This window comes from Pseudomonas sp. NPDC087814 (assembly GCF_044742865.1).
In the GTDB taxonomy this organism is placed as follows: Bacteria; Pseudomonadota; Gammaproteobacteria; order Pseudomonadales; family Pseudomonadaceae; genus Aquipseudomonas.
Genome location: NZ_JBIUVK010000001.1, coordinates 47,159 through 73,902 on the forward strand (window position 1 = coordinate 47,159; position 26,744 = coordinate 73,902).

The following is a 26,744-nucleotide window of genomic DNA, read 5'->3' on the forward strand; positions in this document are numbered from 1 at the left end:
GTTGATTCAATCCCAAGCTCAATGGAGTGACTATACCGCTCTCCCATGAGCCTTGAGCAAGTCCGGTTTTCGGTATCACGTATTGGTCTTCAACTTGGTCCACAACCGAGTGGCCAGCCGCGCAATCGCTGGCGGCAGGTCCTCCACGATAAACAGCTTGTCCATCACGCTTTTCGGCGGGTAGATCGCCAGGTCTTGCTTCACCTCAGGGGTCACCAGCTCATCCGCCGCGCTGTTGGGGTTGGCGTAGTGGATGCTGTTGCTAATGTTGGCAATCACCTTGGGCTCCAGCAGGTAATTCATATAGGCATAGCCGTTTTTCTCGTGCGGTGCACCCTTGGGCATCACCACCATGTCCAGCCACAATGTCGAGCCTTCGTCCGGGATCGAGTAGGCGATGCTGATACCGTTTTTCGCTTCCCTGGCGCTGGCGGCAGCCTGTACCACGTCGCCGTTAAAGCCGATCACTGCGCAGATATTGCCGTTCGCCAGGTCGCTGATGTACTTGGAGGCATGGAAGTACTGGATGTAGGGGCGGATTTTCAACAGCGCCTGCTCGGCCTTTTTGTAGTCGGCCGGTTCGTGGCTGTGGTGCGGCAGGCCCAGGTAGTTGAGGGTGATCGGCAGGATCTGCGTGGGGTTGTCGATAATCGCCACGCCGCAGGCGCTGAGTTTCTTGATGTTGTTTTCATCAAAGAACAGGCTCCAGGAATGGGTGACGTCGGTGGTGCCGAAGATCGCCTTGATCTTCTCGACGTTGTAGCCAATCCCCGCCGTGCCCCACATATACGGGAAGCCGTACTGGTTGCCCGGGTCGTTGGTCTCCAGCTTTTTCATCAGCAACGGGTCGAGGTTTTTCCAGTTGGGCAGTTGGCTTCGGTCGAGCTTCTGGATCGCCCCGGCCTTGATCAGCCGCGAGAGGAAGTGGTTGGACGGGCTCACCACGTCATAACCGGTATTGCCGGTCATCAGCTTGGATTCCAGCACTTCATTGCTGTCGTGAATGTCGTAGGTCGCCTTGATCCCGGTCGCTTTGGTAAAACTGGTCAAGGTGTCATCGGCGATGTAGCCGTTCCAGTTGGAAATGTTCACTTCTTCGGCGGCGTACACAGCCGCCGGGAGCGCGCTGAGGATGACCGCCAGGGACAGACTGTTGATGTGCATGTGAATCACCTTTATCGAGGTTTCTTGTTCTAGATTTCTGTCCGTGCTCGAACCGTTTCCACGCCCATACGCAGCATGGCACCGATGTCGAACAACGGCCGGGGTGGCAGCCAGCCGGGCTGTGCCCTGTGCATCACAGAGTGCAGGAGCGAGGAAGTCTGGCCCGACGCCCACTCGGCCAGCAGTCGACCCCACAGCGTGCCGCGGGCCACGCCTGAACCGTTGCAGCCCGCGACGGCATACAGGTTGCTTTCGACCCGCGCGAAATACGGTTGACCGCTGCGGGAGGCGCTCAAGTGGCCGGTCCAGGTGTAGTGGATGTCTTGTTCGGTCAGCCACGGGAAGCGTCGCTGCAAGCCCTTTACATGGTGTTGGCGCCGGTGCAACAGGTCGCCGTTGGACAAGTCCCGGGTGCGGTACTCCGCTGTGTTGCGGATCATCACCCGATGGTCCGGTGTCAGGCGCACCGTGGCACCCAGTGGCCGCGTGGACAGCACGCCCCACGGTTCCACTGCGCCGATCCGGCGGTATTCCTCATCGCTGAGAGGGCGGGTGAGGCTGGCGCTGAGTTCCATCGGGAACGTCGCACTGGCCTCAAGGCCCACCCGTGGAATAAAGGCGTTGAGGCACACCAGCACCTGGCCGGCTTCAATGCAGGCGTCCAGGCCGTTGGCGCGAATGCCGCCATTGGCCATGCGCTCAAGGCCGGTGATGTCGGTGTTCTCATAAAGCGTCACGTTGTCCGGCAGCGCTTCGAGCAAACCCTTCACATACTTCGCCGGTTGCAGCAAGGCGTTGCCGTGGCCGCACCAGATGGCGGCCTGGTAATGCTCGGTGCCGAGTGTCTGCGCGAGTGCGGCACCTTGCAGGAACTGCGCTGAAGCACCCGCGGCACGCAAGGTCGCCAACTTGGCATCCACATGCGCAAGCTTGTCGCGATCGTGCACGGCGAAGTAGTAGCCGCTGTCCCGAAAGTCGCAGTCGATGGCATGGCGGGCGATGCGCTCGCGCACTTCATCGCTGGCTGCGCGGGAGATCGCGGTGTCCACCTCAAAGTCAGCGAAGCCTGCGTTGCCCATCAGTTCACTTGCAGCGGGATGCTCATGGGCCACCACAAAACCGGAATTACGCGCTGAGGCACCTTGGGCGGCGCGCTGGCGGTCGACGATCACGATGCGCGCCTCGGGGTGCATCTCGGCCAGGTTGTGCGCCGCACACAAACCGGTGATGCCGGCGCCGATCACCAGCCAGTCGGCTTTTTGTAGGCCGGTGAGTCGGTCCCGGGCGGGGAGGCTTTCAGTCTGGGCAATCCAGCCACATGTGTTTTCCATGAAGATCCTCGGCTGTATGCGTTGCTGGCATAAATAAGTTCGGGCTGCAGCTGGAATCTATAGGGCCTGCGGTGATACAACCAACGTTATAAAATCATCCAGCCATTCGGAAAACGCATGGATAACATCCGTCACGTGCCTTCGCTGCAGGGCCTTCAGGCGTTGGTTGAAGTCAGCGACTGCGCGAGCTTCACCGTGGCTGCGCAGAAGCTGTGCCTGACCCAAAGCGCGGTGAGCCGCAAAATCCAGCAACTGGAAAGCCATTTCGGCGTGCCGATGTTCACCCGGACCAGCCGCAGCCTGCGCCTGACCTCCGAAGGTGAGCAGGTGCTGGCCAGTGCCCGGAGCATCCTGGCGCAACTGAAGGGGCTGGAGGATCGGCTCTCGCCTCGTAAACGTCCGTTTCGCATCCGCCTGCATGTGTCGCTGGCGGTGCGCTGGCTGCTGCCCAAGCTCAGCGATTTCTATCGCAACCATCCCGATATTTCCCTGGCAATCGAGACCGTCGCCACCGAGGTGGTCGAGCCGGCGAGTGACAGCGATGCCTACATCCTTTACCTGCCCAAGCCCGACAACGATCCTGCGCGGCTGACCTTGTTCCACGAATCATTGGTGCCGGTCTGCGCGCCGGGTTTGGGGCCACTGGCTTCCGTGGAACAGCTCGAACACTTTGCGCTGCTGCATCGTTCAGCCGACAAGCAGGACTGGATGACCTGGCTGGCGGCCAATGGCGCGCGGTCGCTGGACGACTACCGGCATATCCCGTTCAACCTTGACGAATTGGCGCTGGATGCCGCCGCGCGCGGGCTTGGGGTGGCGATGACGGATCTGACGCTGGCGGCCGAGTCGATCGAACGGGGTGTGTTGGTGGTGCCGTTTGGTCAGCCGCTGGTGACCGGCGGGGTGTATGCATTGTGCTTGCAGTCATCGGCGGCGTCACACCCAGGCTGCGTGCTCATCATGCAGTGGTTTGGTCAGCAGGCGCGGCATGCTAACGTCACGTCTTGACTCTCTATCGCCAGCCCATCCATGAAAATGCCCGATATCGACGCCATCCAGGCGTTCGTCCTGGTCGCCGAACTCAAGAGCTTTACCCGCGCTGCCGATGCCATCGGCGGCACCCAGGCGGCTATCAGCCTGAAGATAAAACGCCTCGAAGAAAGCCTTGGCCGCAAGCTGCTGGAGCGCACGCCGCGACGGGTCACGCTGTCGGCCCATGGCCAGATGTTTTTGGCCAGTGCCCGCCGCTTGCTGGACAACTACCAGGAAGCGATGAACTGTTTTGGCCCGCAGAAACGCACCTTGCGCGTGGGCGTCAGCCACCACATTGTCGGCGCCGATCTCAGCCTGTGGCTGCGACGTTTGGCGACCACCGACCCGGACGTGATCGTGGCGTTCAGCCTCGGCACCTCGCGGGATATGTTGATGAACTACGAGCAGGGCAAGCTGGATGTGGCGATGATCCTGCGGCACGACAACCGTCGCCAGGACGGCGAAGTGGTGGGCATCGAACGCTTTGGCTGGATGGCTTCCCACTACTTCGAATTGCGCCAGGGCGGGGCGTTGCCCCTGGCGATCCAGCCGGAACCCTGCGGCATGCGCAGCATGGTGATGGCGGCGCTGGCCGAGCAGAACCGTGCCTGGGAAGAGGCGTTCGTGGGCAGCGGGATCCTGGCGATCGGCGCTGCAGTGGTGGCGGGAATTGGCATCGGCGCGATGGTTGGGCGAATGGCGCCCAGTGGCTGCGTCGACGTGGAGCAGCGTTTCGACCTGCCGCCGCTGCCCAGTCGTGAAGTGGTGCTGTATACGGCGCAGCGGGACTCTCAGGCGCAAGCGTTGATCCGCACCTTGAGCGCCGATATTCCCGCCGATTGAACTAGAAAATCAGACGCCCGGCCCAGGCCATCAGCAGCGCCAGGCTGCCGATGCCGAGGAGTGTGAGCCCAAGGGCTACGAAGTGAACGAGGAGGGTGGTCAGTGGCTGCTGCTGTTCCATGTGGGGGCTTCCTTGGGGCTTGGGAAGCAAAAGTATGCTGAGCGGCCGGGCACCGAAACAGACGCCGCCAGCTATTTCAGTGATAAGCAAAACCAAGGCCCACCCACTCCCGCGCGCATGGAGCGTGAGCGCCGCGCGATCACTCAGGCCTGGGCGGTGCATTTCATCATGAGTGGAACTTGTGATCATCTAAAATAAAATGAGTTTGTCTCACTATCACTCGATCCCGACAATGGCTCCCATACAAACACATTGGAGCTTTACGTCATGGCTGTTGCCCATTCCCTTGGATTCCCGCGCATTGGTCGCGATCGTGAACTGAAAAAAGCGCAGGAAGCGTTTTGGAAGGGCGAACTCGACGAAGCCGGCCTGCGCGCCGTAGGTCGTGAACTGCGCAAGACGCACTGGGACCTGCAAAAGAAAGCCGGCATCGAACTGTTGCCCGCCGGTGACTTCGCCTGGTACGACCAGGTACTGACTCACTCGCTGATGTTCGGTGTGATCCCCGAGCGTTTCCGCCCGGCCGACGGCAAAGCCACCCTGCACACCCTGTTCGGCATGGCCCGTGGCGTCAGTGACAACTGCTGCGGCGGTGCCCACGCCCAGGAAATGACCAAGTGGTTCGACACCAACTATCACTACCTGGTCCCTGAATTCAGCGCCGACCAGCAATTCCAGCTGGGTTGGGAGCAACTGTTCGAAGAGGTCAAGGAAGCCCGCGACCTCGGCCACACCGTCAAGCCGGTGGTCATCGGCCCGCTGACCTACCTGTGGCTGGGCAAGGCCAAGGGTGGTGATTTCGACAAACTCGACCTGCTGGACCGCCTGCTGCCGCTTTACGGCCAGATCTTCCAGCGCCTGGCGGACCTGGGCGTGGAGTGGGTGCAGATCGACGAGCCGATCCTGGTGCTGGACCTGCCGCAGGATTGGAAAAACGCCTTCGAGCGTGCCTATAACCTGATCCAGCGCGACCCGCTGAAGAAGCTGGTGGCCACCTATTTTGGCGGCCTGGAAGAGAACCTCGGCCTGGCAGCCAACCTGCCGGTGGACGGCCTGCACATCGACCTGGTGCGTGCACCGGATCAGTACCCGACCATCCTCGATCGCCTGCCGGCTTATAAGGTGCTGTCCCTGGGCGTGGTCAACGGCCGTAACGTATGGCGCTGCGACCTGGAAAAAGCCCTGGCCACCTTGCAGCATGCTCATGAGCGCCTGGGCGATCGCCTGTGGGTGGCGCCATCCTGCTCGTTGCTGCACAGCCCGGTAGACCTGGGCCGTGAAGACAAGCTGGATGCCGAGCTGAAAAGCTGGCTGGCGTTTGCCGTACAGAAGTGCGAAGAAGTGGCGGTGCTGGCCCAGGCCGTGAACCAGCCTGAAGCGCCGAACGTGATCGCTGCCCTGGCCGACAGCCGTGCCGTGCAGGCGGCCCGTGCCGCTTCGCCGCGTATCCACAAGCCGGCGGTGCAAGCCCGTGTGGCGGCGATCACCGCCAAGGACAGCCAGCGTGACTCGCTGTTTGCCCAACGTATCGAGAAACAGCGTGCCGGCCTGAACCTGCCGCTGTTCCCGACCACCACCATCGGTTCGTTCCCGCAAACCGCTTCGATCCGCCTGGCTCGCCAGTCCTACAAGGCCGGCAAGTTGAGCGAAGCCGAATACGTCGAAGCCATGCACAGCGAGATCCGCCACGCTGTCGAAGTGCAGGAAAACCTTGGCCTGGACGTGCTGGTGCATGGTGAAGCCGAGCGTAACGACATGGTCGAATACTTCGCCGAACAGTTGGACGGTTATGTATTTACCCGCTTCGGCTGGGTGCAGAGCTACGGTTCCCGTTGTGTGAAACCGGCGGTGATTTTCGGTGACCTGAGTCGTCCGAAAGCCATGACCGTGGAGTGGATCCGCTACGCCCAGGGCCTCACCAACAAGGTGATGAAGGGCATGCTGACCGGCCCGGTGACCATGCTGATGTGGTCGTTCCCCCGTGAAGACGTGAGCCGCGAAGAACAGGCGCGGCAACTCGCCCTGGCGATTCGTGACGAAGTGGTGGACCTGGAAGCCGCGGGGATCAAGATCGTGCAGATCGACGAAGCCGCGTTCCGCGAAGGCTTGCCGTTGCGCCGGGCGCAGTGGAAGGAATACCTGGACTGGGCCACCGAAGTCTTCCGCCTGTGCGCCTCCGGTGTGCGCGACGAAACCCAGATCCACACCCACATGTGCTACAGCGAATTCAACGATGTGATCGAGTCTATCGCGGCGATGGATGCCGACGTGATCACCATCGAAACCTCGCGCTCGGACATGGAGCTGCTGGAGGCATTCGAAGCCTTCGCCTACCCGAACGACATTGGCCCAGGTGTGTATGACATCCACTCGCCACGGGTGCCGGATGCCTCGGAAATGGCCAACCTGCTGCGCAAGGCAGCCAAACGCATCCCGGCCGAACGCCTGTGGGTCAACCCGGATTGCGGCCTGAAAACCCGTGGCTGGCCGGAGACGGAAGCGGCACTGATTCACATGGTGACAGCGGCGCGTCAACTGCGGGCCGAACTGGCCTGATCCAACACCCGGAATCACACGCCGGGTGAAGCTCAAAAATGTGGGAGCGGGCTTGCTCGCGAATACGGAGTATCAGCCGCTGGAGATGTCGACTGACCCACCGCATTCGCGAGCAAGCCCGCTCCCACATTGGGTCACCGGCGTTATCAAAATCATGAAATTGCCAGCATTACCCCGCGCAGACTAGAATGCGATCAATTCTTAATTACGCTTGGGTCTCACCGCCCGGCGCGCCCCGGTGATCGGCATGTCGTCTCCCCTCAATCTGCATATCCAGGACCTGTACTGCGAACACCATGGATGGTTGCACCGTTGGCTGGACCGCAAGCTGGGCAACGCCAGCGATGCCGCCGACCTGGCCCATGACACGTTCATGCGCCTGCTCACCCGGCAAACCACCGGCAACCTGGGCGCCGAGCCACGGGCATTGCTCACGCATATCGCCAAGGGCCTGATGATCGACAGCTGGCGCCGCCAGGAAGTGGAACGCGCCTACCTGGAAACCATCGCCCACCTGCCCGAACAGCATGTTCCTTCGCCGGAAACCCGCTGGCTGATCCTCGAAGCGCTGTACCGCATTGAGGCGATGCTGCGGGATCTGCCGGAAAAAACCCGCCAGGCCTTCCTGATGTCGCAGATCGACGGCCTGACCTATCAGCAGATCGCCGATGCCCTGGGTGTGTCGCTGATTTCGGTCAAACGCTACATGCGCGATGCCTTCCTGGCCTGCCTGAGCGTGGCATGAGCCAGTCGATTGATCCGCTGATCCTCGGTGAAGCCGCCGACTGGATGGTGCAGCTGCAATCCGGCAGCGCCACCGATGAGGACCGCCGCGCCATCGCCCAGTGGCAGGGCCGCAGCGCCCAGCATGCCCAGGCCTGGCAACGGGCGCAGGCGATTCTGGGGGACTTCAACAGCGTGCCGGCGGCGATTGCCGGCGATACCTTGAAGCGCATCGGGCGCAAAAAATCCCTCGGCCGACGCCAGGCGCTCGGGTTGTTGCTGGCGGCCGGCCCGGCGGCCTGGCTGGCGTATCGGCAGGTGCCGTGGCAGCAGTGGACCGCCGACCAGCACACGGCCATCGGCGAACAAAGGAACCTCACCTTGCCCGACGGCACACGCATGCTGATCAACACCGGCAGCTCGCTGAATATCGCGTTCTCCGAGCAGGTGCGGCGTATCGAGCTGCTCAAGGGCGAAGTGCTGATCACCACCGCCAAGGATTCGGCCCATCGCCCGTTCATCGTCCAGACCCGCCACGGTACCGCCAGGGCTTTGGGCACGCGGTTCAGCGTGCGGGTGGGTGAGCAGGCAAGCCGAGTGGCCGTGACCGAAGGCGCAGTGGAGTTGCTGGCGGTGCATGCCGGCCAGGGGGTGATCGTCAAGGCGGGCGAGCAGGGCGCCTTCAGTGTTGACCGGGTAGCCGCCGTCGAGCCGCTGGACGTCAGCACCCTGACCTGGGAGAACGGCATGCTGCTGGCCCAGCATATGCGCCTGGCGGACCTGCTGGATGAGCTGGGGCGTTATCGCGCCGGCGTATTGCGCTGCCATGCCTCGGTTGCCGACCTCACGGTGTCGGGTGCGTTTCCCCTGCGCGATACCGATGCCAGCCTGCACCTGTTGCAGGAAACCTTGCCGGTCAAGGTCAGCAGCCTGACGGGGTATTGGGTGACGGTCGAGCCGCGCTGATCTTTTTCAACTTTCGCTGATACCTTTTTCGTTGTCGCCCGGTGTAGGGGAGAACCCTCAACATTGCTCCGCGCCGACAGGAATGCCCATGACCGCCAGACCGCTCCCGTACTGCCCCCGTCCGTTGAAGGCACTGAGCCTGGCGGTCGCCCTTGCCGCCGTCGCACCGTTGCAGAACGCCCAGGCAGAAGACGCTGCGCCAAGCAGTGCGGCGCGCAGCTATAACATCGCGGCGGGGCCGCTGGGGAATGTGCTGGCGCAGTTTGCGGCGTTGTCCGGGGTGCCGTTGTCGTTCGATTCCACGTTGCTCAACGATCAACAAAGCCCGGGGCTGCAAGGCAGCTACAGCGCACAATCGGGTTTTGCCCAGTTGCTGCAAGGCAGCGGCTACACCCTGCAAGGCACCGGCACCAACGGTTATACCGTGGTGCCCCAGGCCAACGGCGGTGCGTTGGAGTTGGGCGCCACCACCATCAGCGGTGAAGCGAGCGGGGCGCAGGCAGACACGTATGCCGGTGGCCAGGTGGCACGTTCTGCACGCCTGGGCGTGTTGGGCAATCGGTCCATCAACGACGTGCCATTCAGCGTGGTCAGCTACACCTCGAAAACCATCGCCGACCAACAAGCGCGAACCGTCGGCGACGTATTGCTCAACGACGCGTCGGTGCGCCAGTCGTCCGGGTTTGGCAACTTCTCCCAGGTGTTCACCATTCGCGGGCTGCCGCTGAGCACCGATGACATCGCATTCAATGGCCTGTACGGTGTGCTGCCCCGGCAGATCATCACTACCGAAGCCCTGGAACGGGTGGAGTTGTTCAAGGGCCCGAATGCCTTCGTCAACGGCGTGTCGCCCTCGGGCAGCGGGATCGGCGGCAGCGTCAACCTGGTGCCCAAGCGCGCTGAAGACACGCCCACCCGCAGCGTCACCCTCGATTACGCCAGCGACAGCCAGGCCGGCGGCCACATCGACCTCGGCCAACGCTTTGGCGAAGACAACCGCTTTGGCGCCCGGGTCAACCTGGCGCGGCACGGCGGCGAAACCGCTGTGGATGACGAAAACAAAAGCTCGCAGTTGATCGCCGTCGCCTTGGATTATCGCGGCGAGCGCTTGCGGGTCTCCACCGACTTTGGCTACCAGAAAGAACGCATCAATAACGGCCGCTCGGTGGTCTACCTGACCGGCACCAAAGTGCCCAGCCCGCCGTCGGCCAAGGACAACTACGCCCAGGACTGGAGCTGGTCGCAGCTGGAAGACACCTACGGCATGGTCAACGCCGAATATGACTTGAACGATAACTGGACGGCCTACGCGGCAGGTGGCGCCAAGCACACTCGGGAGAACGGCCAGTATTCGTCGCTGTATGTCGCCAACGATGGCAGCGCCAAGGTGGGCTTCCTCTATTCACCCCATGACGAAGACAACAAAAGCGCCATGGCCGGCTTGAACGGGCACTTTGCGACGGGGCCGGTGACCCATCAGATGAACTTCGGGCTGTCGGGGATCTGGGGCGAGCAGCGCTCGTCCTACGAGGCGATCCTGCAAGCCAACCGCCAGCCCGGCAACCTGTACGACCCGACGCAAACGCCGCGACCTACCAACACCTATTTCGGCAGTGATATTCACGACCCGCGGGTTGTCGGCAAGAACCGCATCAAGAGTGCGGCGGTGTCCGACACCCTGGGCTTTTTGGATGATCGGGTGCTGTTGACCCTGGGCGTACGGCGCCAGACCATCGAGGTGGACAGTTGGAACACGGCCACGGGGGCACGGGGTACACCGTACTCCGAGTCCATCACCACACCGGTCTATGGCCTGGTGATCAAGCCATGGGAGCACGTGTCGTTCTACGCCAACCGTATCGAAGGCCTGGCCCAGGGCCCGACGGCGCCACTCACGAACGTGACCAACCCCGGCGAAGTCTTCCCGCCCAAGCGCAGCAAGCAGACGGAAGCCGGGGTGAAGCTGGACTGGGAAAACTATGGCGCCACGCTGGGTGTGTACCGCATCGAACAGCCGAACAACGCGACCACCCGGTTCCCAGGCCAGAAGTTCGACACCTTCACTGTCGACGGTGAACAGATCAACAAAGGCGTGGAACTCAACGTGTTCGGCGAGCCCATCGACGGCCTGCGCCTGCTGGCCGGCGCCACCTGGATGGACACCGAACAGAAGAGCACTTCCAACGGTGCCACCGACGGCAACCGCGCCGCGGGTGTGCCGCGCTTCCAGTACAACGTCGGTGCGGATTGGGATGTGCCGGGCATCCAGGGTGCGGCGGTCAGCGCACGGATGCTGCGCACCGGTGGCGAATACGTCAACGCCGCCAACAGCCTGAGCATCCCGGCCTGGACCCGCGTCGACCTGGGGGCGCGTTATGGCTTCAAGGCGGATGACAAATACATCACCCTGCGCGCCAACGTCGAAAACGTAGCGAACAAGGCGTACTGGTCGTCGGCGTCGACGGCCAATAACTACCTGACCCAGGGTGAGCCGCGGACAGTGAAATTGTCGGCGACGGTGGATTTCTGAACCTGCGAAAACCTATCAGGTGATGAACAACCCGTGGCGAGGGAGCTTGCTCCCGCTGGGCTGCGAAGCAGCCCCAAAAAAAGGACACGGTGTTCTTTCAGGTGGCTCTCGATTGCCTTATTGGGGCCGCTTCGCGACCCAGCGGGAGCAAGCTCCCTCGCCACAACAAGGCTGAATGTCCCTCGGTCAACCCGCGTTCACTTCAATCCGGTCAAAGCCCTTGAGGCGATACAGCATCACCGAGATCGCCCAACTGGCCACGAAGATCCCGATGATCATGTAGCCCAGCATCCCGAAACTGTCGTTCAGCGAGCCGATAAAACTCCAGAACGATCCCTTCAGGTCCAACTGGTCACCCATCAACCCCAACGCCTCGATACTGCCGATCACCACCGCAACCACCACCGATACCAGGGTGATGGTCATGTTGTAGTAGATCTTGCGGATCGGCTTCATGTACGCCCAGCCGTATGCCCCCAGCATCAGGTGGCCGTCCAGCGTGTCCACGAGGGACATGCCGGCGCTGAACAGCAGCGGGAACACCATGATCGCCCACGGCGACAGCCCTTGAGAGGCCTGGGTCGCAGAAATCCCCAGCAGGCCGATCTCGGTGGCCGTATCAAAGCCCAGGCCGAACAGGAAACCCAACGGGTACATGTGCCAGCTGCGGCTGATCAGGCGAAACACCGGGCGGAAAATCCGCGCCATGAAACCCCGGTCCGCCAGCAGCAGGTCGAAGTCGTCCTCCACATACGCACCGCCCTGGCGCACATGGCGCCAGGCCTTGTAGATCGCGTGCAGGATCACCAGGTTCATCAAGGCGATGACCAACAGAAACGAGGCCGAAACCGACGTGCCGATCACCCCGCCGATGGCCTTGAACCCTTCAAACCGCGCCTGCATCACCGAGGCCGCAAACGCGACGCCAATGGATGCCAGGACCACCACCGAAGAATGTCCCAGGGAGAAAAAGAAGCCCACCGCCACCGGACGTTTCTTTTCCTGCATCAGCTTGCGGGTCACGTTGTCGATGGCGGCGATATGGTCGGCATCCACCGCATGCCGCAGCCCGAAACCGTAGGCCAGGAGCGCGGTGCCGAGCAACACCGGGTGCTCATGGAACGCCACCAGCGCCCAGATCCAGGCGACCACGTTAATGCCGATCAACAACCCGTAGATACCAAACAGCTTGGCGCGAACCTGGGTGCTGGAGTCACTGAAAATCTGGGCAAGGCGTAGGATCATCAACACTACCTGTGTGCGTTGGAAACATTCAGACACGTTCCGAAACTTTATAGATTTTGTTTAGAGTGATGATGAAATTTGTGGAGTGAGTGAGGAGAGGATTGTGACGACGATCGAAAATGCAGCAATGGCGGTTATTGAGTTCTGGAAACAGGCGGGGCCCAAGCTCTGGTTTGCCAAGGATGAAGGGTTTGACCGGCGTTTTCGCGAGGCTTTCTACACCACGCATTTGCAGGCGGCCCGGCGCGAACTGGAGAGCTGGATGCAAACGCCGGAAGGCGCGCTGGCGTTGCTGTTACTGCTGGACCAGTTCCCGCGCAATACCTTCCGTGGCACGGCGCATATGTTCGCCACCGACCCGCTGGCGCGTTTGTACGCGCGGCAGATGGTCGAGGCGGGGATGGACAAGTCGATCGAAACCCCGTTGCGGGCGTTTTGTTATTTGCCCTTCGAGCATTCTGAAGATCCCGGGGATCAACAGCTGTCGGTGGCCCTGAACAAGGACCTTGATGCCAATACCTACCGCTGGGCCAAGGAGCACGCCCGCATCATCGAGCGGTTCGGGCGCTTTCCTCATCGTAATGAGGTGTTGGCCAGGGTCACGACAGAGGAGGAGCGGGCGTTCCTGGAGGACGGTGGCTTTTCGGGCTAGGCCTCGGGTTCAGCCACTAAGTCTCTGACGCCCGCCTGGCGAAAACGCCGCACCCCCTTGAGATCAATCGCCCAGCGCAACGCTTCAGTCGCCGACGGACGTTCGCCTTGGGTAATCGCCGCGTCATCGGTGGTCAGTTTATTCAGGTAGCCCTTGGCGCCGCCGCGTTCGCTCCAGTAATGGGTGTGGCTGAGCCAGGAGCTGGCGAGCCAGCCTTTCCATTTGCCCACGCTGACCGGCAGGTCCAGTACGCCGGGGCCCATCACCGGGCTGACCGGGCCGCCGACGATGTCGCCAAACAGGCCCAGGGGCGCGGGGAAGTAGAGGTTGGTCCAACGGGTCACGGCGAAGGCCGCGGCATGGTGCAAGTACAGGGGTGAAAATGGGCGACCGCCCACGGTGACGGGCAGCCGGCCGCTGTAGCCGTAGCCCTTATCGTCGAGCGTCGGCGGGCAGGCGGGGGCTTCGCGGCGTTCGATGCGGCGCTGGAAGTCGCTCACGCTGCGGCCCAGCAACAGGCTGGCGTGGGCCATCGGGCTGCCGAGGGTGACGAGGTCGGTGATGCGCCACGGGTTGCCGAGGTTGCGTTGTTCGATAAAGGCTTCGGCTTGCTGTTCGCGGAACCTGAGGAGGCTTTGCAGGCGGCCGTCGAGGGCGTTTCCAGCCTTTGGCAGCGTGTCCTGGACCACCGGTTGCAGTCGCTCGTGGTTGGCGTAGCGGGCGGCGAGTTCCGGGCCGCCGGGGCGTAACTGATCGTGATGCTCGTGCCACAGGTAGCCGACGATGTCGTAGGCAATCACGCTGCCCAAACTGTGGCCGACGACGATGATGCGGTCGTAATCACCCTTGTCATGCAGGGCGCGCAGCAGGTCGACGCCATCGGCGCGGATCTGTTCGCGCACCACCACGTTCTGCGGGTTGGGGCTCAGGTAGCGGGCGGCATCGCCAAGGTATGACAGTGCCGAGTACTTCAGGGCCAGGCCGATCACCGCCAGCAGCACCGGGATCAGGGCGAAGGGGTTGTCGCTGTGGGGGAATCGGCCATACAGCGTCGCCAGGGTTCCGCTGACCAGCAGCACGAGCAGGGCCAGCAAGGCCCAGCGCGTAGCGCGCCAGATCGGCACGATGGCCGTCGGGATATCCCGGCGCGGACGCTTGAAAATGTCCCATAGCCAACTGAGCAGGTGCCCGACCTTGGTGCCCTGCATCTTGTGGGCCCAGTAGTACTCGTAGAAATCGGTGGTGTTGCGACCCGCCGACTTCAACACGCGCAAATCGAAGTTGCGCGAAAACCGGTCGGGTTTGCTCCAGTAGAAAGGCGTCGCCTCGGGGGTGTCCGCCGGGATCGCCGCTTCGACGAAGCCACGCAGGGTATCCATCGGGCGCTGCTCGCCGATTCCGTGGATGACGATAACCGCTTGTTTCATCTAGTGATCGTTCCTTGATCCGCTTTTCGGGGCGTTACGGGTGGGGTTCAAGGGGCCATAGTATTGCCATTATCGATGGTATTCCAGCCAGGAATGCCCCCATAAAAACCGCGCATTTCATTTGCGTGGCGCGATCTCGTAGTGTGGTGCTCCCACCAAGGAGATGTCGCCGTGAACCATCGCCCGCTGAGCCTGTACGTTGACGCCCATTTCACCAGTCCCTACGCGATGTCGGCGTTTGTGACCCTGCGGGAAAAGGGCCTTGAATTTGAACTGCTCACGTTGAACCTCGACACGGCCGAGAACCAGACTGACGCGTACACGCACTTGTCGCTGACGGGGCGCGTGCCGACCCTGGTGCAGGGTGAGTTTGCGCTGTCCGAGTCATCGGCGATTACCGAGTACCTGGAGGATGTGTTCCCGCAGGTGCCGGTGTACCCGGCCGAACCCCGGCAGCGGGCGAGGGCGCGGCAGGTACAGGCGTGGTTGCGCAGTGACTTGATGCCGATTCGGCAGGAACGCTCGACCCTGGTGGTGTTTTACGGGCTCAAGGGCGAACCGCTGTCGCCGGTTGCTGAAGCAGCGGCCCACACGCTGATCAACGCGGCGCAGGCGCTGTTGGCCGACGGTCGCGACTACCTGTTCGGCGCGTGGTCGATTGCCGACGTGGACCTGGCCGTGATGCTCAATCGGCTGATCCTCAACGGTGACAGCGTGCCCGCCAACCTGGTGGCGTACGCCCAGCGCCAATGGCAACGGCCTTCGGTCCAGGAATGGGTCAAGCAGGCACGACCGTCGCTGTAGTCACCTCCTCAATTACTAAGTGAATCCTGATCCATGAATATACTGTCGAGTGACTCCCGCCTGCCGCTGTACCAGCGTTTTCGGGATCATCTGATTGAGCAGATTGCCAATAATCACTGGCGTGCCGGTGCGGCTATTCCCCCTGAAGCGGTGTTGTCCACCCAGTACCAGCTGTCTACCGGCACCGTGCGTAAAGCGATCGAGGCATTGGTGGGCGAGGGCATTCTGGAGCGCCAGCAGGGCCGTGGTACGTTTGTGCGCCGCCCGAAGTTTCAGTCGTCGTTGTTCCGGTGTTTCCGCTTCCAGGGCCCGGGCGGTGAATGCCAGCTGCCGCAGAGCCGGATCCTGTCGGTCAAGCCGGTGAAGGCGCCGTTGTCGGTGAGCGAGGTGCTGGGGCTGGCAGCGGATGCGCCGGTAATCTGCATCGTGCGGGTACACGTGCTGGACACCGGGCCAGTGCTGGCCGAGGAAATCTGGCTGCCGCGCGAGCGGTTCCAGGCGCTGCTGGACGTGGATCTGACCCGGCAGGGATTGCTGTTGTATCCCACCTACGAAGAAGTCTGCGGGCAAGTAGTCGCTTCTGCCGAGGAAGCCCTGACTGCCGAGTCCATCGATGACGTGTGGGCCCGCTGGTTGCAGGTGCCGGTGGGCAGCCCGGTGATGGTGATCGAGCGGCTGGCCCGGGATTACGCCGGCCAACCCCTGGAGTTGCGACGCGGCCGTGGCCACGCCGAACATTTCCGTTATCGCGTGGATATACGCTGAGCTTGAGGCGCGGTGCTATTCGGCTTTGAGCAGCACCAGCCAGGTTTGCACCACCCGGCGGTCAAGGTCTTCCCAGTCGGCCATGCCCAGTACCCGGGTGGTGTTCAAGCCGCGCAAGTAGCCACGCAGTTGCTGGGCAATCGCGTAGACCACTTCCGGTTCGGCGGCGTTGTCCAGCAGCACTTCCTCATAGTCGACCAGGTAATCGGCAACCCGCTCGCGAAACTCCGGAAGCACAGCTTCACGGATGCGATCGAAGGTTTTCTGGTGGGGCTTCATAGGCGTTCCTTATCATTTTGTGTGAGGCGGCCTGCACGACACTATTGCTCTAGATAATAGTCACCATCAAGTATTGCGAGTTCTGTTTTTCTGAAAAAGGAGGACAATTGCCACCATTGAACATGATGTGCAAGGACCCTGCGATGAGGACTTTTACCGGTTTGGCCCTGGTGGCGCTGCTGATGAGCACAATGGTCGGCTCTGCGTCGGCCGGGGGGCTTCAAGCCAGCCACCTGGCGCCAATCGTCGCCAGCCCGGTCGGGTTGCAGCATTCGCAATCGGTCGGCGTGCTCTACAGCGACAACACCCTCGACAACCTTGAGTACCTGGCGCGCTACCACGCCATGGCGGTCAATGGTGCCAAGGGCCAGCTGGACGAGCAGATTCGCCAGGCCTTCGTCGACAGTTCCGACCCGGACCTGGCGATTGACTGGCTGATGGCTTCGTTGCGGCACACCTTTGCCTCGGTCACCCGTTACGACAACCTTGATGCGCTGTTGCAGGCGCACCCGGATGTGGTGGTGATGCTCGATACCTACAACCAATTGCTGACCCAGCGTAACGATCGGGTGGAAGCGCGGTTTGTTGCCAAGTTCTATGACCTTGACCTGCAATACATCGCCAAAGCCGAGGGTTCGATGCAAATGCACTTGCCTAATGTGTGGGTACATGACAAAACGGCGCCCCAGATCGCTGCACAGATTGGGCAGCAGCGCGACGTTCAGTTGAACGCATTAAAGCAGTTCGATGCCTCGCTCAAGGCGTTGGTCGCTGCCGGTTAGCCCACTTCGTTTATTTTTCAGGAATTTTTATGCGCGTGTTGTTAGTGCCAGCGATGGCTTCTGCTTCTTTATTGATGACGGGCTGTGCATCCGCCCCCAATGCCCCAACCCTCACCCTGCAAACCGCCAAGGACCCTGAAGCCTACGTGCAGTGCGTGGTGCCCAAGTTCGAGAAAAACGGCATGACCTCCACGGTCACGCAGAATTCGCGGCATGCCCGGATCGTGGTGAGCAGCAAGATCGCCGCGGACAACATCCTCGAAGTCTACAAGTCCCAGGACGGCGGCAAGGTGTTCCTGTACGAGCGCAAGCCGTTGGCGTCGGCGTTCAAGCCATCGCGGTTCGAGCATGCAGCGCAGGATTGCCTGTAATCGACGAGCGAGGATCTAATGTGGGAGCTGTCGAGCTTAAGCGAGGCTGCGATGGCATCGCTGCGGTATGACAGTGACACCGAGGTGATCCCATCGCAGCCTCGCTAAAGCTCGACAGCTCCCACAGTTGATCTTCATTGTCTTGAGCGAATGATTCAGCTCGGCTTTGGCTCGCTGCTGAACGTCTCGACCGCTTTCACCAACCCCTTGGCCGCCAACGCCACCAACTCACCGCCTTTTTGCGGGGTGGCCAGCGCCGGGTCTGAACCCATGCGCCCATCCGGGAATCGCGCGCGGAAGTCGCGGGCTTCGCGGATCGGCCCGGTGTTGGCGATTTGCGGCGAGTAGTCTGCCGACTTGATCGCGTCCGGGTAGGCCCATTGGGTCACGGCGATCTCCGACGGCGTGGCATGGCTGCCGTGGCCCACCGGGAACTGCTGGTGCGCCAGTTCGTTCACGCCTTCCAGGTCCCACCAGTTGCACAGTTTCAGCGCATAACCCGACGGGCGCCCGCTGAAGCTGGCTTCGGCATACAGCTCGGAGAACGCCGCTTCGATCGAGGCAATATTGCCGCCGTGGCCATTGAGAAACAGGATCTTCTCGAAACCATGGCCTGCCAACGAGCGTACCCAATCACCAATCGCCGCGATAAAGGTCGAAGGGCGCAGGGAAATGGTGCCCGGGAAGCCCAGGTGGTGCTGGGCCATGCCGATGTTGAAGGTCGGGCCGATCAGGATGTCGGCGTTCTTCTGCGCTTCATGGGCAATGATTTCCGGGCACATCCAGTCGGTGCCCAACAGGCCGGTGGGGCCGTGTTGTTCGTTGGAGCCGATGGGAATCACGATGCTGCGGCTGCGTTCCAGAAACTGGCCAATCTCGATCCAGGTGGATTGATGTAAAAGCATCTCAGGTTCTCTCTCTCATCAAGCCCAGGAACACGGTGGAGTTCCTGGTGGCGTGAGCCGCATGGTGCACGGCAACAGCGAGAGCATCAACCGCCTTTGACAGTACCGGCACTCGCCATCTGGCGCGGCTTGCAGTTGAGGTAAGCCGAGGACTTCAGCCAGCGCTGGTCGGGGTACCAGGAAAACATGAACTGGCCGTCCTTGAGTTTGTCCACCACCTGGCGCGCTACCTGCGGGCGTACGGCGGGGCAGCCCTGGCTGCGGCCGATACGGCCTTCGCGCTTGCTCCACAACGGGCTTACATAGTCGGCGGCATGGATCACGATGGCGCGGTCCCGTGCACGGTCATTGAAACCCGGCTCCAGGCCGTCCATGCGCAGCGAGTAGCCGTGGGCGCCTTCGTAGCTCTCCTGGGTGCGGAACAAGCCAATGCTGGACTGGTAACTGCCTTCACGGTTGGAGAACTGGGTGGCGAAGTTTTCCCCGGATTTTTGTCCGTGGGCCACCAAATCCCGCAGCACTAATGTCTTCTTGCGCAGGTCGAAGATCCATAGGCGACGAGCGGTCGAAGGTTGGGAATAGTCGATCACCGCCAGCCGGTCGGACTGTTCGATGCCATTGCCCACCGCGCATTGCATGGCGCTCAAGGCTCTTTTCAGTACATCGGGGTTGAGTTCTGGAGCGGCGTGGGCGAGGCTGCTATACAGAGTAAGAGGTTTACCCGTGTCTGCGAGCGCAACGGTGCTCAGCGAGGCAAAGGTCGAGATGATCAGGCCGAGTCGGCAGCAAAAGGTCAGCATGTATAAAGCATCTCCGCCGTGGATGGGAGCTAAGCGATTGTTCAAAAAACACGCATGTTACTTGAGCATTTGCCTGCTCGTTGCACCGCTGGTCGCGACAGCCGAAGACCTGTTGGTGGTGTCGCCGGCCCCGGTGCAATTGGCGCTCTCGCAATTGTCGACCGTTTGCCCAGGCCCGGCCGGGCAGGTCGATGCGCCTTCCCTGGCGCGTCTGCAGGCGTTTTATCAGCAGCAGGGCGACGTGGTGCTGTGGTCCGAGGGGGATCGCCGCGCCGCATTGCTAGCCCAACTGCAGTTGCTGGCCGACGATGGCCTGGACCCGACTCACTATAGACTGCCCCCGGCGGATGCCACGGGGAACGTGCTGTGCATCGATATCGGTACCAGCCAGCAGTACCTGCAAGCCCTGCAGGACCTGCATTTCGGCCGCTTGCAGCAGTCGCGCTTCGAGCCCGTCTGGCATTCGCAACCGGCCCCGGACCCCGACACCCAATTGCTGGCCATGGCCGAGGCCGGCATGCAGAACGTCGCCCAAGCCTTCGACCAGGCCCGCCCGAGCGCGCCGCTATACCTTGGCCTGCGCAGTGCCTACGCCGCCTTGCGCCAGCAACCGTTGCAGCATTGGGAAGCCGTGGCCAGCGGCCCGTTGCTGCGCCCGGGCATGGACGATTCGCGGGTGCCGCAACTGGCGCGGCGAATGGTCAATGGCGGCTACCTGAACGCCACCTCCGCGGGGACGCAATACCGTGGCGAGTTGGTCAACGCGGTCAAGACCTTCCAGCAAAGCCATTCCCTGCAAGCCGACGGCGTGATCGGCCCCGGCACGGTCACCGAGCTGAACATCAGCCCGGCGATTCGCCGCGAACAATTGCGCATCAACCTTGAACGGTTTCGCTGGCTGTCCCGGGACCTGGAACCCGAGGGCGTGCTGGTGAACGTGGCAGCGGCGCAACTGAGCTTCTACCAGGGCGGCGTGCCCGTGTGGCAAACCCGCCTGCAAGTCGGCCGCGCCGACCGCCAGACGCCGCTGCTGAAGTCGCGCATCACCCGGCTGACCCTGAACCCCACCTGGACCATCCCGCCCACCATCATGCGCGAGGACAAGCTGCCGGCGATCCGCCTGAACCCCGAATACCTGCGCCAGCAGAACCTGCAAGTGCTCGACAGCCAGGGCAACCCGCTGGCACCGGAACAGGTCGACTGGTCGCACCCCGGCAACATCCTGCTGCGCCAGGGCGCCGGCCCGCGCAACCCGCTGGGCCGGATCGTGCTGCGCTTTCCCAACCCGTATTCGGTGTACTTGCACGACACGCCGAGCCAGCCGCTGTTCTCCAAAGGCCCGCGGGCCTTCAGTTCGGGATGTGTGAGGGTTGAGCAGCCGCTGCTGTTGCGCGACTTCCTGGTGAGCCCGGCGGAGAAGATCCGCACCGAAGAATTGCTGGCGACGGAAACCACCCACGAGTTCCGGCTCGCGACGCCGGTACCGGTGCTGCTGGGGTATTGGACGGTGCAGGTCGATGGCAAGGGCGCGTTGCTCTACGCGCCGGACATTTACGGGCGCGACCCGGTGTTGATGAAAGCGTTGGAGAGTGCGCTCTAGGCGCTTAGCTGAGCGTTGATCATCGTCAGCGCCTCATGGGGAGGCAAGCGCGCCGTATCGACGGTCAATGGCGACTCGGCCCATGGCTCATATTCATGGGCCAGGACGGACTGCCAGGTGGGCGGCGTGAGCCCCGGAATATCGCTGGTGCGTGATTCCACGCGGCGTTGGTGTTCCGACATGTCGGAGCAAACCACCTGGATATTCACCAGCTGCATACCGGCGCTTAGCGCAGTGTCGCGCCACGCGTGACGACTTTCAGCCACCGGGTTAACGCAATCGACGACAACCGTGTGACCCAGCAACAGGTTGCTCAACGCCAACGCATTGGCCACCTGGTAACCGCTGCTGCCCACACCTTGCTCCAGGACCCCTGCATCGCGGATGGCCTGCTCGATGGTGTCGATGCGCAGATACACGGCGCCGGATTGGCCGGCAAGGGCCTTGGCAATTGTGGTCTTCCCGGTGCCGGGCAGGCCGCTGAACACAATAAGCATGGTCGATCCTTCGAAGGGGGGAGTCGGCTCAGTCTACCGGGCGACTCACTTCAAATAACAGGCGCTGATCCAGTCCGAAGGCTTGGGCGCGAGTTGTTCGGCCACTGGCAGATACCGGGCGTCCAACTGCGCCGCCAGCCAGTACAGCGTATTGCTGCTTTTCGGGTTCCATTCGCCGCTGTAGCCAGGCTCACCTACGCGGGCCCGGTCCCGGTCGAACTGCACGTGGGTATGCACGAATTCTTCGTGGCTGCGCTGGCCTTTGGCATACGGCGCCAGCCAGTCCAGTGCTTCGCTCAGCGAGCCACCGTGGGGCGCGGTGACGTCCAGCCAGTTGCCGCCAATGCCGTAGGGCTTGGCCGCCAGCGCGGCCTGCACCAGCGGCTCCAGGTCGTAGACCACATAGTGCAGGGCGTCACGGTCCTGGAAGTCGCTCACCGAGCCGTCGGGCAGTACGTTGTCGTTGATCTGTTGCCGGAACAGCTGGAAGGCCTGTTCGAGCATCTCGCGGTCGCCCAGTGCGGCGGCGGCCACCGTGACCAGTTTTACGCGGTGGCTCTGCCAGTTATTGGTGTTGGTGGCTTTCTTTTCGCCGTGGAACTGCTTGATGCGCTCGATATAGCCATTGCCCAGGTTGGTCAGCAGCGCGCGGGTGGCGTCGCGGGTCTGGGGGCGAAGGTCGCTGGCGGTGAGGGCGTAGGCGCTGATCAGCATGTCGAGGTTGGTTTCGTCGATCGGGTTGAAGTCCGGCTGGTAGGTGCTGGCCCACGCGCTCAGGTAGTCATCCACTTGCTTGAGGTAGCGCGTGTCGCGGCTCAGGCGCCAGGCCAGGGCCGCCTGGCGCATGACTGGCCAATCCTTCTCGGCGGCGATGCTTTGCTCGCGGATGCCGTGGTTCGGCAGGGTACCTTCGGTGTGCAGATGGGGCAGGGCGTCGGGCTGGTCGCCGAGGTGGCGCTGGGCGGCAGCCAGCAGCGATTTGGAGGTCGGATTCGAGGTGGCGGGCTGGCAGGCACTCAGGACCTGGGGCGCGGCAAAGGCGGCGTTGGCGAACGCGGCGAGCAGCGCGGCGAGGGCCACGGTGTGCAGAGGGCGTTGGAGCATGCTGTTCCTCAGGGATGGATTGACCCGATCGGGGCGCAGCCACGCTACCATGCCCGTGATGGGAATTTGATGAAATACCCGCCAGCCCTCTATCCTTGCAGGCCTTGCCCGGTCGAGAACAGGACGCCCCATGACTTTGCAGTTCGTGAAGATGCACGCCCACGGTGATGATTTCATCGTGATCGACCGGCGTGGCCAGGATGACCCGATCACCGCTGAAATCGCCCGCCGCCTGGGTGACCGTCATCGCGGCATCGGCTTCAATCAATTGGCCGTGGTGCTCGATTGCGCTGACGCCGCGGCCCGCATCACATTCTGGAACCCCAACGGCACCCCGCTCGACACCTGCGGCAGCGCCACCCGTGGAGTGGCGGACATGCTGATGCGCGAAGCCGGCACCGCCACCATCGTGCTGCGAACCAACCGGGGGCTGCTGACCTGCGTGCGCGAATCGGCGCAGCGGGTGTCGGTGGACATGGGGCCGCCGTCATTGGGCTGGGAAGCTATTCCGCTGGCGCAAGCGATGGACACCGAACGCTTGCCGCTGGAGGGTGACCCGGCGGCGTGCAGCATGGGCAACCCGCATTGCACCTTCTTTGTCGATGATCTGGCGACGGTCGATATTGCGGCGGTTGGCCCGTCACTGGAAACCCACCCGTTGTTCCCCAACAAGACCAATGTGCATTTCGTGCAGGTACTCGACCGGGGTCATATCCGCCTGCGCATCTGGGAACGGGGCGGCGGTGTCCCGCCAGGCTCGGGTTCGTGCTGTTGTGGCGCGGTGGTCAACGGGATTCGTCGTGGGCTGCTGGATGACACCGTCGACGTGCAATGCGATGGCGGTACCGTGACGGTGCATTGGGATGGGCGCGGCGGCGTGGTGTTGACGGGGGCTGTCCAAACCGTTGTTCACGGCACGGTGGCGGCCGCGCTCATGGGTGGCGCAATGGAAAGTGCACACTGAAGGTGGTGCCCCGGTCCGGGCTTGAGCTCACCGAAACACCTCCATCATGGGCCTTGGCAATTTCCCGCACGATAAACAGCCCCAGGCCAACGCTACGCACCTCACTGTCCTGCTCCGTGCCTCGGGTCATGGGCTCAAACAAGCCAGCCATCAACGCTTCGGGAATCGCCGGCCCCTGGTTATGCACCGAGAGCCGGCTCTCTTGTGCGTCCTGGTGCGAGGTGACGGTAATCGGCTGTTGCAGGTCGCCGTACGCCACGCTGTTGGCCACCAGGTTGCCGATGATTTGTTGTATGCGGTCGGCATCCAGGAACGTGCGGGCGCTGCCCGTGGCGTGATGTTCGAGGGTCGCCGTGGGGAACGCCACTTGCAACTCGTCGAGACTGTCACGGGTGACGGCGTGCAGGTCGAGTGCTACGGAATTGATGCTGATGCCCTGGCCGACTCTGGCCTGGGTGAAGTCCAGCAAGTCGGCGATCATCCGCTGCGCCCGTTCGGTGGACAGGCCGATATGCCCCAAGAGTTGGCGCTCCTTGGGGCTGCGCTCGCCACGGGCGAGGAACTCCGAGGCCATCTTGATTGCGGTCAGCGGGTTCTTCAGGTCATGGCTGACAATCGCGACCATCTGCTCGGCAAACAGCGCCCGGCGCTGGGCAATTTCATAGGCGCTGCTCAATTCGGCCTGAGCCTGCTGCAGCGCGACTTCAGCGGCGGTCTTTTCCTGCAGCAAGGCTTCAGCCAGTTTGCGGGCGTTGAGCAGCTCGCGCTCGTACTTGTCGCGGTCGGTGGTGCCGAAAAGGGCCAGTTCGTTGTAGGCAATACCGGCATGTTCGTGCCTGACGCCGTTGAGCAATACCGTGACGGTGCGCCGGTCACGGTGCAGCAGGTCGAGTTTCACTTCGGCGATGGAGCCCTGCATTTTCATCAGCGGCGCCAAGTGCGTCTGATGGAAGATCCGCCCGCCCATCGTCAGCAGGTCCTGGAACCGTCGTTCTTTCAACTCATCGACGCTGAAGCCGGTCCAGTCGCTGAAGCACTGGTTGGCCTGCACGATGGTGCCGTCTTCCCGGGTAACCACCAAGGCGCAGGGCGCGCCGTCGAACAAACGTTGAGGATCCGGCAACGACAGGTTATCGACTGGCATCGGCACCTACCCATGGCAACAGGAAACTGTCCATGGCCGCTGAGCAGGCCCCAGGTGCACTCATGTGCGGGCAATGCCCCACGTTATCGACCAGGCAATACGTGCTGGCGGGCAACGCGGCATGCAGGTACTCACCGACGCACACCGGTGCGATCAAGTCATCGGTGGATTGCAGAATCAGGGTGGGGGTCATCAGGCCCGCGATGTCCTGGCGGTTGTCCGACAGGAACGTCACCCGTGCGAAGCGCTTGGCGATGTCGGGCTCGGTGCGGCAGAAGCTGTTGGTCAGTTCTTCGCCGAGGGCCGGTTGCCCAGGCGCGCCCATGATCACCGGGGCCATGGTGCTGGACCAGCCGAGGTAATTGCTGTCGAGGGTATCGAGCAACGAATGGATATCGTCGAGGGTGAACCCGCCCGTGTAGTCACCGGAATCGATATAGCAGGGCGAAGGACCGATCATCACATGGGCGGCGATTTTTCCGGGGGCCTGGCGATCGGCCAGGGCGCCGATCATCGCGCTGACGGAGTGCCCCACCAGCACCACCGGGCCCACGGCGTATTCATCAACAATCTCGCCCAAGTCATGGGCGTAGCCGGCGAGTGAGCTGTATTTTTCGCTGTCGTACGCGCCCAGGTCGGATTGGCCAGCCCCCACCAGGTCATACAGCACCACACGGAAACGCCCGGTGAAATGAGGAAACAGATAATTCCACATGGTTTGATCACACCCGAAGCCATGGGAGAAAACCAGGGTCGAGGGACCGCTGCCATACACCCTGACGTTGTTGCGCTGCTGAAGGTCCATGGCGTTCTCGTGTGGGGCGTGTGTGGGGGTGGCGTAAGTCTAGATAGTCGGTGGCGTCGGGTCACCTGTTTATAGCGTCGATAGGGTAAAGTCGGCCGATTCAGGATGAAACTTCAGGTAACAAAACATGATGGTGTTCCTACGGCAATGTGTCTTGGGCTTGCTGCTGATCGTTTCCGGCTCGCAAGTGTGGGCCGATACCGTTCCCCCGGCGCCGGTCACGGTTGCGCTGGACCAGCGCGTGATCGACCTGACCCAAACCCTCGACGCTGCCACTCAATCGCGTATGACCACGCAACTCGCCGGTCTGGAACAACGCAAGGGCGCACAGGTGGCAGTGATGCTGCTGCCGAGCACCCAGGGCGTTGGCATCGAGGACTTCGCCAACCAACTGTTCCGTGCCTGGAAACTGGGGCGCAAGGACGTCAACGACGGCATCCTGCTGCTGGTGGCGAAAGACGATCGCAAGGTTCGGATCGAAGTCGGTTACGGCCTGGAGGGCGTGGTCACCGACCTGCTGGCCCACCGCATCATCGAGGAACACATCACCCCGGCGTTTCGCCAGGGCGATTACGCAGGCGGCGTGCAGCAGGCGGTGGACGACCTGACACTGTTGGTGGACGGGGGCAATTTGCCCGAGGTGGCCAAGGCCGGTTTCCCGCCTGAAGCGTATGCGGTACTCCTGGCATTCATGTTTGGCGGGGTGGTCGGGGTATTGATGGGGGCCGAAAAACTCCCTTGGCGCCGGGCCCTGATGGCGGTGGTCGGTGTCACCGTGGTGCTGGTCGCGGTGGCGGGCGGCAAGGACTGGCCGGTCTATTTGCTGTTGCTGCCCCTGTGCATGTTGATCGGTGGCGCTACTTTCGGCGCGTTGTGGCAGGCGAGGGCGGCGTTTTATACCGTGCTGGTGCTGTTGGGCTACATCGCCGGCGTGCTGCTGACCGATAACTTCGTGCGCGAGATATCCCTTATTCACTGGCTGGCTTATCCATTCGCAGGGTTGCTGGTCCTGGGCCTGTATCTGGGCCTGTTCCTGGTGATGAAGAGCATGTGGAAAGAGAGCCAGGGTGGCTTTATCGCGCGGCTGGTGGCGGTGCTGGTGGTGTACGGGATCGTGGGGGCATTGATTGACAAGGGCGCCACGGGATGGCTGCTGGCGTTTCCCTTCGCTTCGTTCGCGGCGCTGTTCATCTTTGCCCACGGTATCAGCGGCGGGTCGGGGTCGGGGTCTGGTGGGGGCTCCAGCTCCTCCGGTTCGAGTTCCAGTTCCAGCAGCAGCTCATCGGGTGGTGGTGGTTCCAGTGGTGGGGGTGGGGCGTCGGGGAGTTGGTAAG

The 26,744-nt window shown here is 62.4% G+C and carries 25 protein-coding genes; 14 read left to right on the top strand and 11 right to left on the bottom strand.

Annotated features, from left to right (window positions below):
* Positions 1-75 precede the first annotated feature (75 nt).
* Together ACIOMR_RS00250 and ACIOMR_RS00255 are read right to left on the bottom strand one after the other, a co-directional pair.
* On the bottom strand, positions 76-1,164 hold the full coding sequence (locus ACIOMR_RS00250; protein WP_003210229.1) for a polyamine ABC transporter substrate-binding protein: 1,089 nt from the start codon (positions 1,162-1,164) through the stop codon (positions 76-78).
* A gap of 29 nt (positions 1,165-1,193) precedes the next feature.
* Entirely contained in the window at positions 1,194-2,495 is a 1,302-nt protein-coding gene (locus tag ACIOMR_RS00255) for an NAD(P)/FAD-dependent oxidoreductase (RefSeq protein WP_401191555.1), read from the bottom strand.
* Positions 2,496-2,612: 117 nt separating this feature from the next.
* Here ACIOMR_RS00255 and ACIOMR_RS00260 point away from each other — a divergent pair, with 117 nt between their 5' ends.
* The 6 genes from ACIOMR_RS00260 (at position 2,613) to ACIOMR_RS00285 (ending at position 11,266) form a co-directional block, all read left to right on the top strand.
* On the top strand, positions 2,613-3,503 hold the full coding sequence (locus tag ACIOMR_RS00260) for a LysR substrate-binding domain-containing protein (RefSeq protein WP_003210225.1): 891 nt from the start codon (positions 2,613-2,615) through the stop codon (positions 3,501-3,503).
* Between the two features lie 21 nt (positions 3,504-3,524).
* A complete protein-coding gene (locus tag ACIOMR_RS00265; RefSeq protein WP_401191559.1) occupies positions 3,525-4,370 on the top strand; it encodes a LysR family transcriptional regulator in 846 nt (281 codons plus the stop codon).
* A gap of 388 nt (positions 4,371-4,758) precedes the next feature.
* On the top strand, positions 4,759-7,047 hold the full coding sequence (gene metE, locus ACIOMR_RS00270) for a 5-methyltetrahydropteroyltriglutamate--homocysteine S-methyltransferase (protein WP_401191562.1): 2,289 nt from the start codon (positions 4,759-4,761) through the stop codon (positions 7,045-7,047).
* Between the two features lie 247 nt (positions 7,048-7,294).
* Positions 7,295-7,792, top strand: a complete 498-nt coding sequence (locus tag ACIOMR_RS00275) for a sigma-70 family RNA polymerase sigma factor (RefSeq protein WP_102606001.1) — start codon at positions 7,295-7,297, stop codon at positions 7,790-7,792.
* Positions 7,789-8,736: a FecR domain-containing protein gene (locus tag ACIOMR_RS00280; RefSeq protein ID WP_003210215.1), complete on the top strand. Its 948-nt coding sequence runs from the start codon at positions 7,789-7,791 to the stop codon at positions 8,734-8,736. Before ACIOMR_RS00275 ends, ACIOMR_RS00280 begins: the two co-directional genes overlap by 4 nt.
* Before the next feature lie 88 nt (positions 8,737-8,824).
* Positions 8,825-11,266, top strand: coding sequence for a TonB-dependent siderophore receptor (locus ACIOMR_RS00285; RefSeq protein ID WP_401191565.1), 2,442 nt, complete (start codon positions 8,825-8,827; stop codon positions 11,264-11,266).
* A gap of 186 nt (positions 11,267-11,452) precedes the next feature.
* Here ACIOMR_RS00285 and ACIOMR_RS00290 read toward each other — a convergent pair whose 3' ends face one another.
* Positions 11,453-12,511 carry a HoxN/HupN/NixA family nickel/cobalt transporter gene (locus ACIOMR_RS00290; RefSeq protein ID WP_087692446.1) on the bottom strand — a complete coding sequence of 353 codons (1,059 nt, stop codon included), beginning with the start codon at positions 12,509-12,511 and terminating at the stop codon, positions 11,453-11,455.
* Between the two features lie 127 nt (positions 12,512-12,638).
* On the opposite strand from ACIOMR_RS00290, the gene ACIOMR_RS00295 reads away from it, so the two are divergent.
* Positions 12,639-13,163 carry a DUF924 family protein gene (locus ACIOMR_RS00295; RefSeq protein ID WP_008435398.1) on the top strand — a complete coding sequence of 175 codons (525 nt, stop codon included), beginning with the start codon at positions 12,639-12,641 and terminating at the stop codon, positions 13,161-13,163.
* On the opposite strand, the gene ACIOMR_RS00300 is transcribed toward ACIOMR_RS00295, so the two are convergent.
* The gene (locus tag ACIOMR_RS00300) at positions 13,160-14,590 is read right to left on the bottom strand and encodes a hypothetical protein (protein WP_177068529.1); all 1,431 of its coding nucleotides are present in this window, start codon (positions 14,588-14,590) and stop codon (positions 13,160-13,162) included. The two genes, ACIOMR_RS00295 and ACIOMR_RS00300, sit on opposite strands and share 4 nt — an antisense overlap.
* 171 nt (positions 14,591-14,761) lie before the next feature.
* Between ACIOMR_RS00300 and yfcF the strand changes: the two genes are divergently transcribed.
* Together yfcF and ACIOMR_RS00310 are read left to right on the top strand one after the other, a co-directional pair.
* Entirely contained in the window at positions 14,762-15,394 is a 633-nt protein-coding gene (gene yfcF, locus ACIOMR_RS00305; RefSeq protein ID WP_102368834.1) for a glutathione transferase, read from the top strand.
* Between the two features lie 33 nt (positions 15,395-15,427).
* Positions 15,428-16,159: a GntR family transcriptional regulator gene (locus ACIOMR_RS00310; protein ID WP_003210205.1), complete on the top strand. Its 732-nt coding sequence runs from the start codon at positions 15,428-15,430 to the stop codon at positions 16,157-16,159.
* A gap of 15 nt (positions 16,160-16,174) precedes the next feature.
* On the opposite strand, the gene ACIOMR_RS00315 is transcribed toward ACIOMR_RS00310, so the two are convergent.
* The gene (locus ACIOMR_RS00315) at positions 16,175-16,438 is read right to left on the bottom strand and encodes a hypothetical protein (protein WP_177049703.1); all 264 of its coding nucleotides are present in this window, start codon (positions 16,436-16,438) and stop codon (positions 16,175-16,177) included.
* Between the two features lie 143 nt (positions 16,439-16,581).
* Between ACIOMR_RS00315 and ACIOMR_RS00320 the strand changes: the two genes are divergently transcribed.
* Both ACIOMR_RS00320 and ACIOMR_RS00325 read left to right on the top strand, forming a co-directional pair.
* Entirely contained in the window at positions 16,582-17,220 is a 639-nt protein-coding gene (locus tag ACIOMR_RS00320; protein WP_023658765.1) for a hypothetical protein, read from the top strand.
* A 29-nt stretch (positions 17,221-17,249) separates the two neighbouring features.
* Complete coding sequence (locus ACIOMR_RS00325; RefSeq protein WP_219406999.1) at positions 17,250-17,591, top strand: hypothetical protein; 342 nt, start codon at positions 17,250-17,252, stop codon at positions 17,589-17,591.
* Between the two features lie 155 nt (positions 17,592-17,746).
* On the opposite strand, the gene ACIOMR_RS00330 is transcribed toward ACIOMR_RS00325, so the two are convergent.
* A complete protein-coding gene (locus ACIOMR_RS00330) occupies positions 17,747-18,496 on the bottom strand; it encodes a creatininase family protein (protein WP_008435386.1) in 750 nt (249 codons plus the stop codon).
* A gap of 86 nt (positions 18,497-18,582) precedes the next feature.
* Positions 18,583-19,296: a murein L,D-transpeptidase catalytic domain family protein gene (locus ACIOMR_RS00335; protein WP_023658766.1), complete on the bottom strand. Its 714-nt coding sequence runs from the start codon at positions 19,294-19,296 to the stop codon at positions 18,583-18,585.
* A 37-nt stretch (positions 19,297-19,333) separates the two neighbouring features.
* Between ACIOMR_RS00335 and ACIOMR_RS00340 the strand changes: the two genes are divergently transcribed.
* On the top strand, positions 19,334-20,896 hold the full coding sequence (locus ACIOMR_RS00340) for a murein L,D-transpeptidase (RefSeq protein ID WP_401191572.1): 1,563 nt from the start codon (positions 19,334-19,336) through the stop codon (positions 20,894-20,896).
* On the opposite strand, the gene ACIOMR_RS00345 is transcribed toward ACIOMR_RS00340, so the two are convergent.
* Both ACIOMR_RS00345 and ACIOMR_RS00350 read right to left on the bottom strand, forming a co-directional pair.
* Positions 20,893-21,393 (bottom strand): AAA family ATPase, encoded by a 501-nt coding sequence (locus ACIOMR_RS00345; protein WP_401191575.1) that lies wholly within the window; start codon positions 21,391-21,393, stop codon positions 20,893-20,895. The two genes, ACIOMR_RS00340 and ACIOMR_RS00345, sit on opposite strands and share 4 nt — an antisense overlap.
* 45 nt (positions 21,394-21,438) lie before the next feature.
* Positions 21,439-22,497: an alginate lyase family protein gene (locus tag ACIOMR_RS00350; protein ID WP_008435376.1), complete on the bottom strand. Its 1,059-nt coding sequence runs from the start codon at positions 22,495-22,497 to the stop codon at positions 21,439-21,441.
* A 130-nt stretch (positions 22,498-22,627) separates the two neighbouring features.
* Here ACIOMR_RS00350 and dapF point away from each other — a divergent pair, with 130 nt between their 5' ends.
* Positions 22,628-23,461 carry a diaminopimelate epimerase gene (gene dapF / locus ACIOMR_RS00355; protein WP_401191578.1) on the top strand — a complete coding sequence of 278 codons (834 nt, stop codon included), beginning with the start codon at positions 22,628-22,630 and terminating at the stop codon, positions 23,459-23,461.
* Here dapF and ACIOMR_RS00360 read toward each other — a convergent pair.
* Positions 23,430-24,605, bottom strand: a complete 1,176-nt coding sequence (locus ACIOMR_RS00360) for an ATP-binding protein (RefSeq protein WP_401191580.1) — start codon at positions 24,603-24,605, stop codon at positions 23,430-23,432. The two genes, dapF and ACIOMR_RS00360, sit on opposite strands and share 32 nt — an antisense overlap.
* On the bottom strand, positions 24,592-25,410 hold the full coding sequence (locus tag ACIOMR_RS00365) for an alpha/beta fold hydrolase (RefSeq protein ID WP_102368842.1): 819 nt from the start codon (positions 25,408-25,410) through the stop codon (positions 24,592-24,594). Before ACIOMR_RS00365 ends, ACIOMR_RS00360 begins: the two co-directional genes overlap by 14 nt.
* Positions 25,411-25,537: 127 nt before the next feature.
* On the opposite strand from ACIOMR_RS00365, the gene ACIOMR_RS00370 reads away from it, so the two are divergent.
* A complete protein-coding gene (locus ACIOMR_RS00370; protein ID WP_177035440.1) occupies positions 25,538-26,743 on the top strand; it encodes a YgcG family protein in 1,206 nt (401 codons plus the stop codon).
* Position 26,744 lies beyond the last annotated feature (1 nt).

Coding starts and splice junctions, on each gene's coding strand:
- ACIOMR_RS00310 (WP_003210205.1), top strand. CDS start 15,428: ATGAATATACTGTCGAGTGACTCCCGCCTGCCGCTGTACCAGCGTTTT.
- ACIOMR_RS00365 (WP_102368842.1), bottom strand. CDS start 25,410: ATGGACCTTCAGCAGCGCAACAACGTCAGGGTGTATGGCAGCGGTCCC.
- ACIOMR_RS00260 (WP_003210225.1), top strand. CDS start 2,613: ATGGATAACATCCGTCACGTGCCTTCGCTGCAGGGCCTTCAGGCGTTG.
- ACIOMR_RS00315 (WP_177049703.1), bottom strand. CDS start 16,438: ATGAAGCCCCACCAGAAAACCTTCGATCGCATCCGTGAAGCTGTGCTT.
- ACIOMR_RS00320 (WP_023658765.1), top strand. CDS start 16,582: ATGAGGACTTTTACCGGTTTGGCCCTGGTGGCGCTGCTGATGAGCACA.
- dapF (WP_401191578.1), top strand. CDS start 22,628: ATGACTTTGCAGTTCGTGAAGATGCACGCCCACGGTGATGATTTCATC.
- ACIOMR_RS00360 (WP_401191580.1), bottom strand. CDS start 24,605: ATGCCAGTCGATAACCTGTCGTTGCCGGATCCTCAACGTTTGTTCGAC.
- ACIOMR_RS00295 (WP_008435398.1), top strand. CDS start 12,639: ATGGCGGTTATTGAGTTCTGGAAACAGGCGGGGCCCAAGCTCTGGTTT.
- ACIOMR_RS00265 (WP_401191559.1), top strand. CDS start 3,525: ATGAAAATGCCCGATATCGACGCCATCCAGGCGTTCGTCCTGGTCGCC.
- metE (WP_401191562.1), top strand. CDS start 4,759: ATGGCTGTTGCCCATTCCCTTGGATTCCCGCGCATTGGTCGCGATCGT.
- ACIOMR_RS00275 (WP_102606001.1), top strand. CDS start 7,295: ATGTCGTCTCCCCTCAATCTGCATATCCAGGACCTGTACTGCGAACAC.
- ACIOMR_RS00255 (WP_401191555.1), bottom strand. CDS start 2,495: ATGGAAAACACATGTGGCTGGATTGCCCAGACTGAAAGCCTCCCCGCC.
- ACIOMR_RS00290 (WP_087692446.1), bottom strand. CDS start 12,511: ATGATCCTACGCCTTGCCCAGATTTTCAGTGACTCCAGCACCCAGGTT.
- ACIOMR_RS00285 (WP_401191565.1), top strand. CDS start 8,825: ATGACCGCCAGACCGCTCCCGTACTGCCCCCGTCCGTTGAAGGCACTG.
- ACIOMR_RS00300 (WP_177068529.1), bottom strand. CDS start 14,590: ATGAAACAAGCGGTTATCGTCATCCACGGAATCGGCGAGCAGCGCCCG.
- ACIOMR_RS00325 (WP_219406999.1), top strand. CDS start 17,250: ATGCGCGTGTTGTTAGTGCCAGCGATGGCTTCTGCTTCTTTATTGATG.
- ACIOMR_RS00250 (WP_003210229.1), bottom strand. CDS start 1,164: ATGCACATCAACAGTCTGTCCCTGGCGGTCATCCTCAGCGCGCTCCCG.
- ACIOMR_RS00280 (WP_003210215.1), top strand. CDS start 7,789: ATGAGCCAGTCGATTGATCCGCTGATCCTCGGTGAAGCCGCCGACTGG.
- ACIOMR_RS00330 (WP_008435386.1), bottom strand. CDS start 18,496: ATGCTTTTACATCAATCCACCTGGATCGAGATTGGCCAGTTTCTGGAA.
- ACIOMR_RS00370 (WP_177035440.1), top strand. CDS start 25,538: ATGATGGTGTTCCTACGGCAATGTGTCTTGGGCTTGCTGCTGATCGTT.
- ACIOMR_RS00345 (WP_401191575.1), bottom strand. CDS start 21,393: ATGCTTATTGTGTTCAGCGGCCTGCCCGGCACCGGGAAGACCACAATT.
- ACIOMR_RS00335 (WP_023658766.1), bottom strand. CDS start 19,296: ATGCTGACCTTTTGCTGCCGACTCGGCCTGATCATCTCGACCTTTGCC.
- ACIOMR_RS00350 (WP_008435376.1), bottom strand. CDS start 22,497: ATGCTCCAACGCCCTCTGCACACCGTGGCCCTCGCCGCGCTGCTCGCC.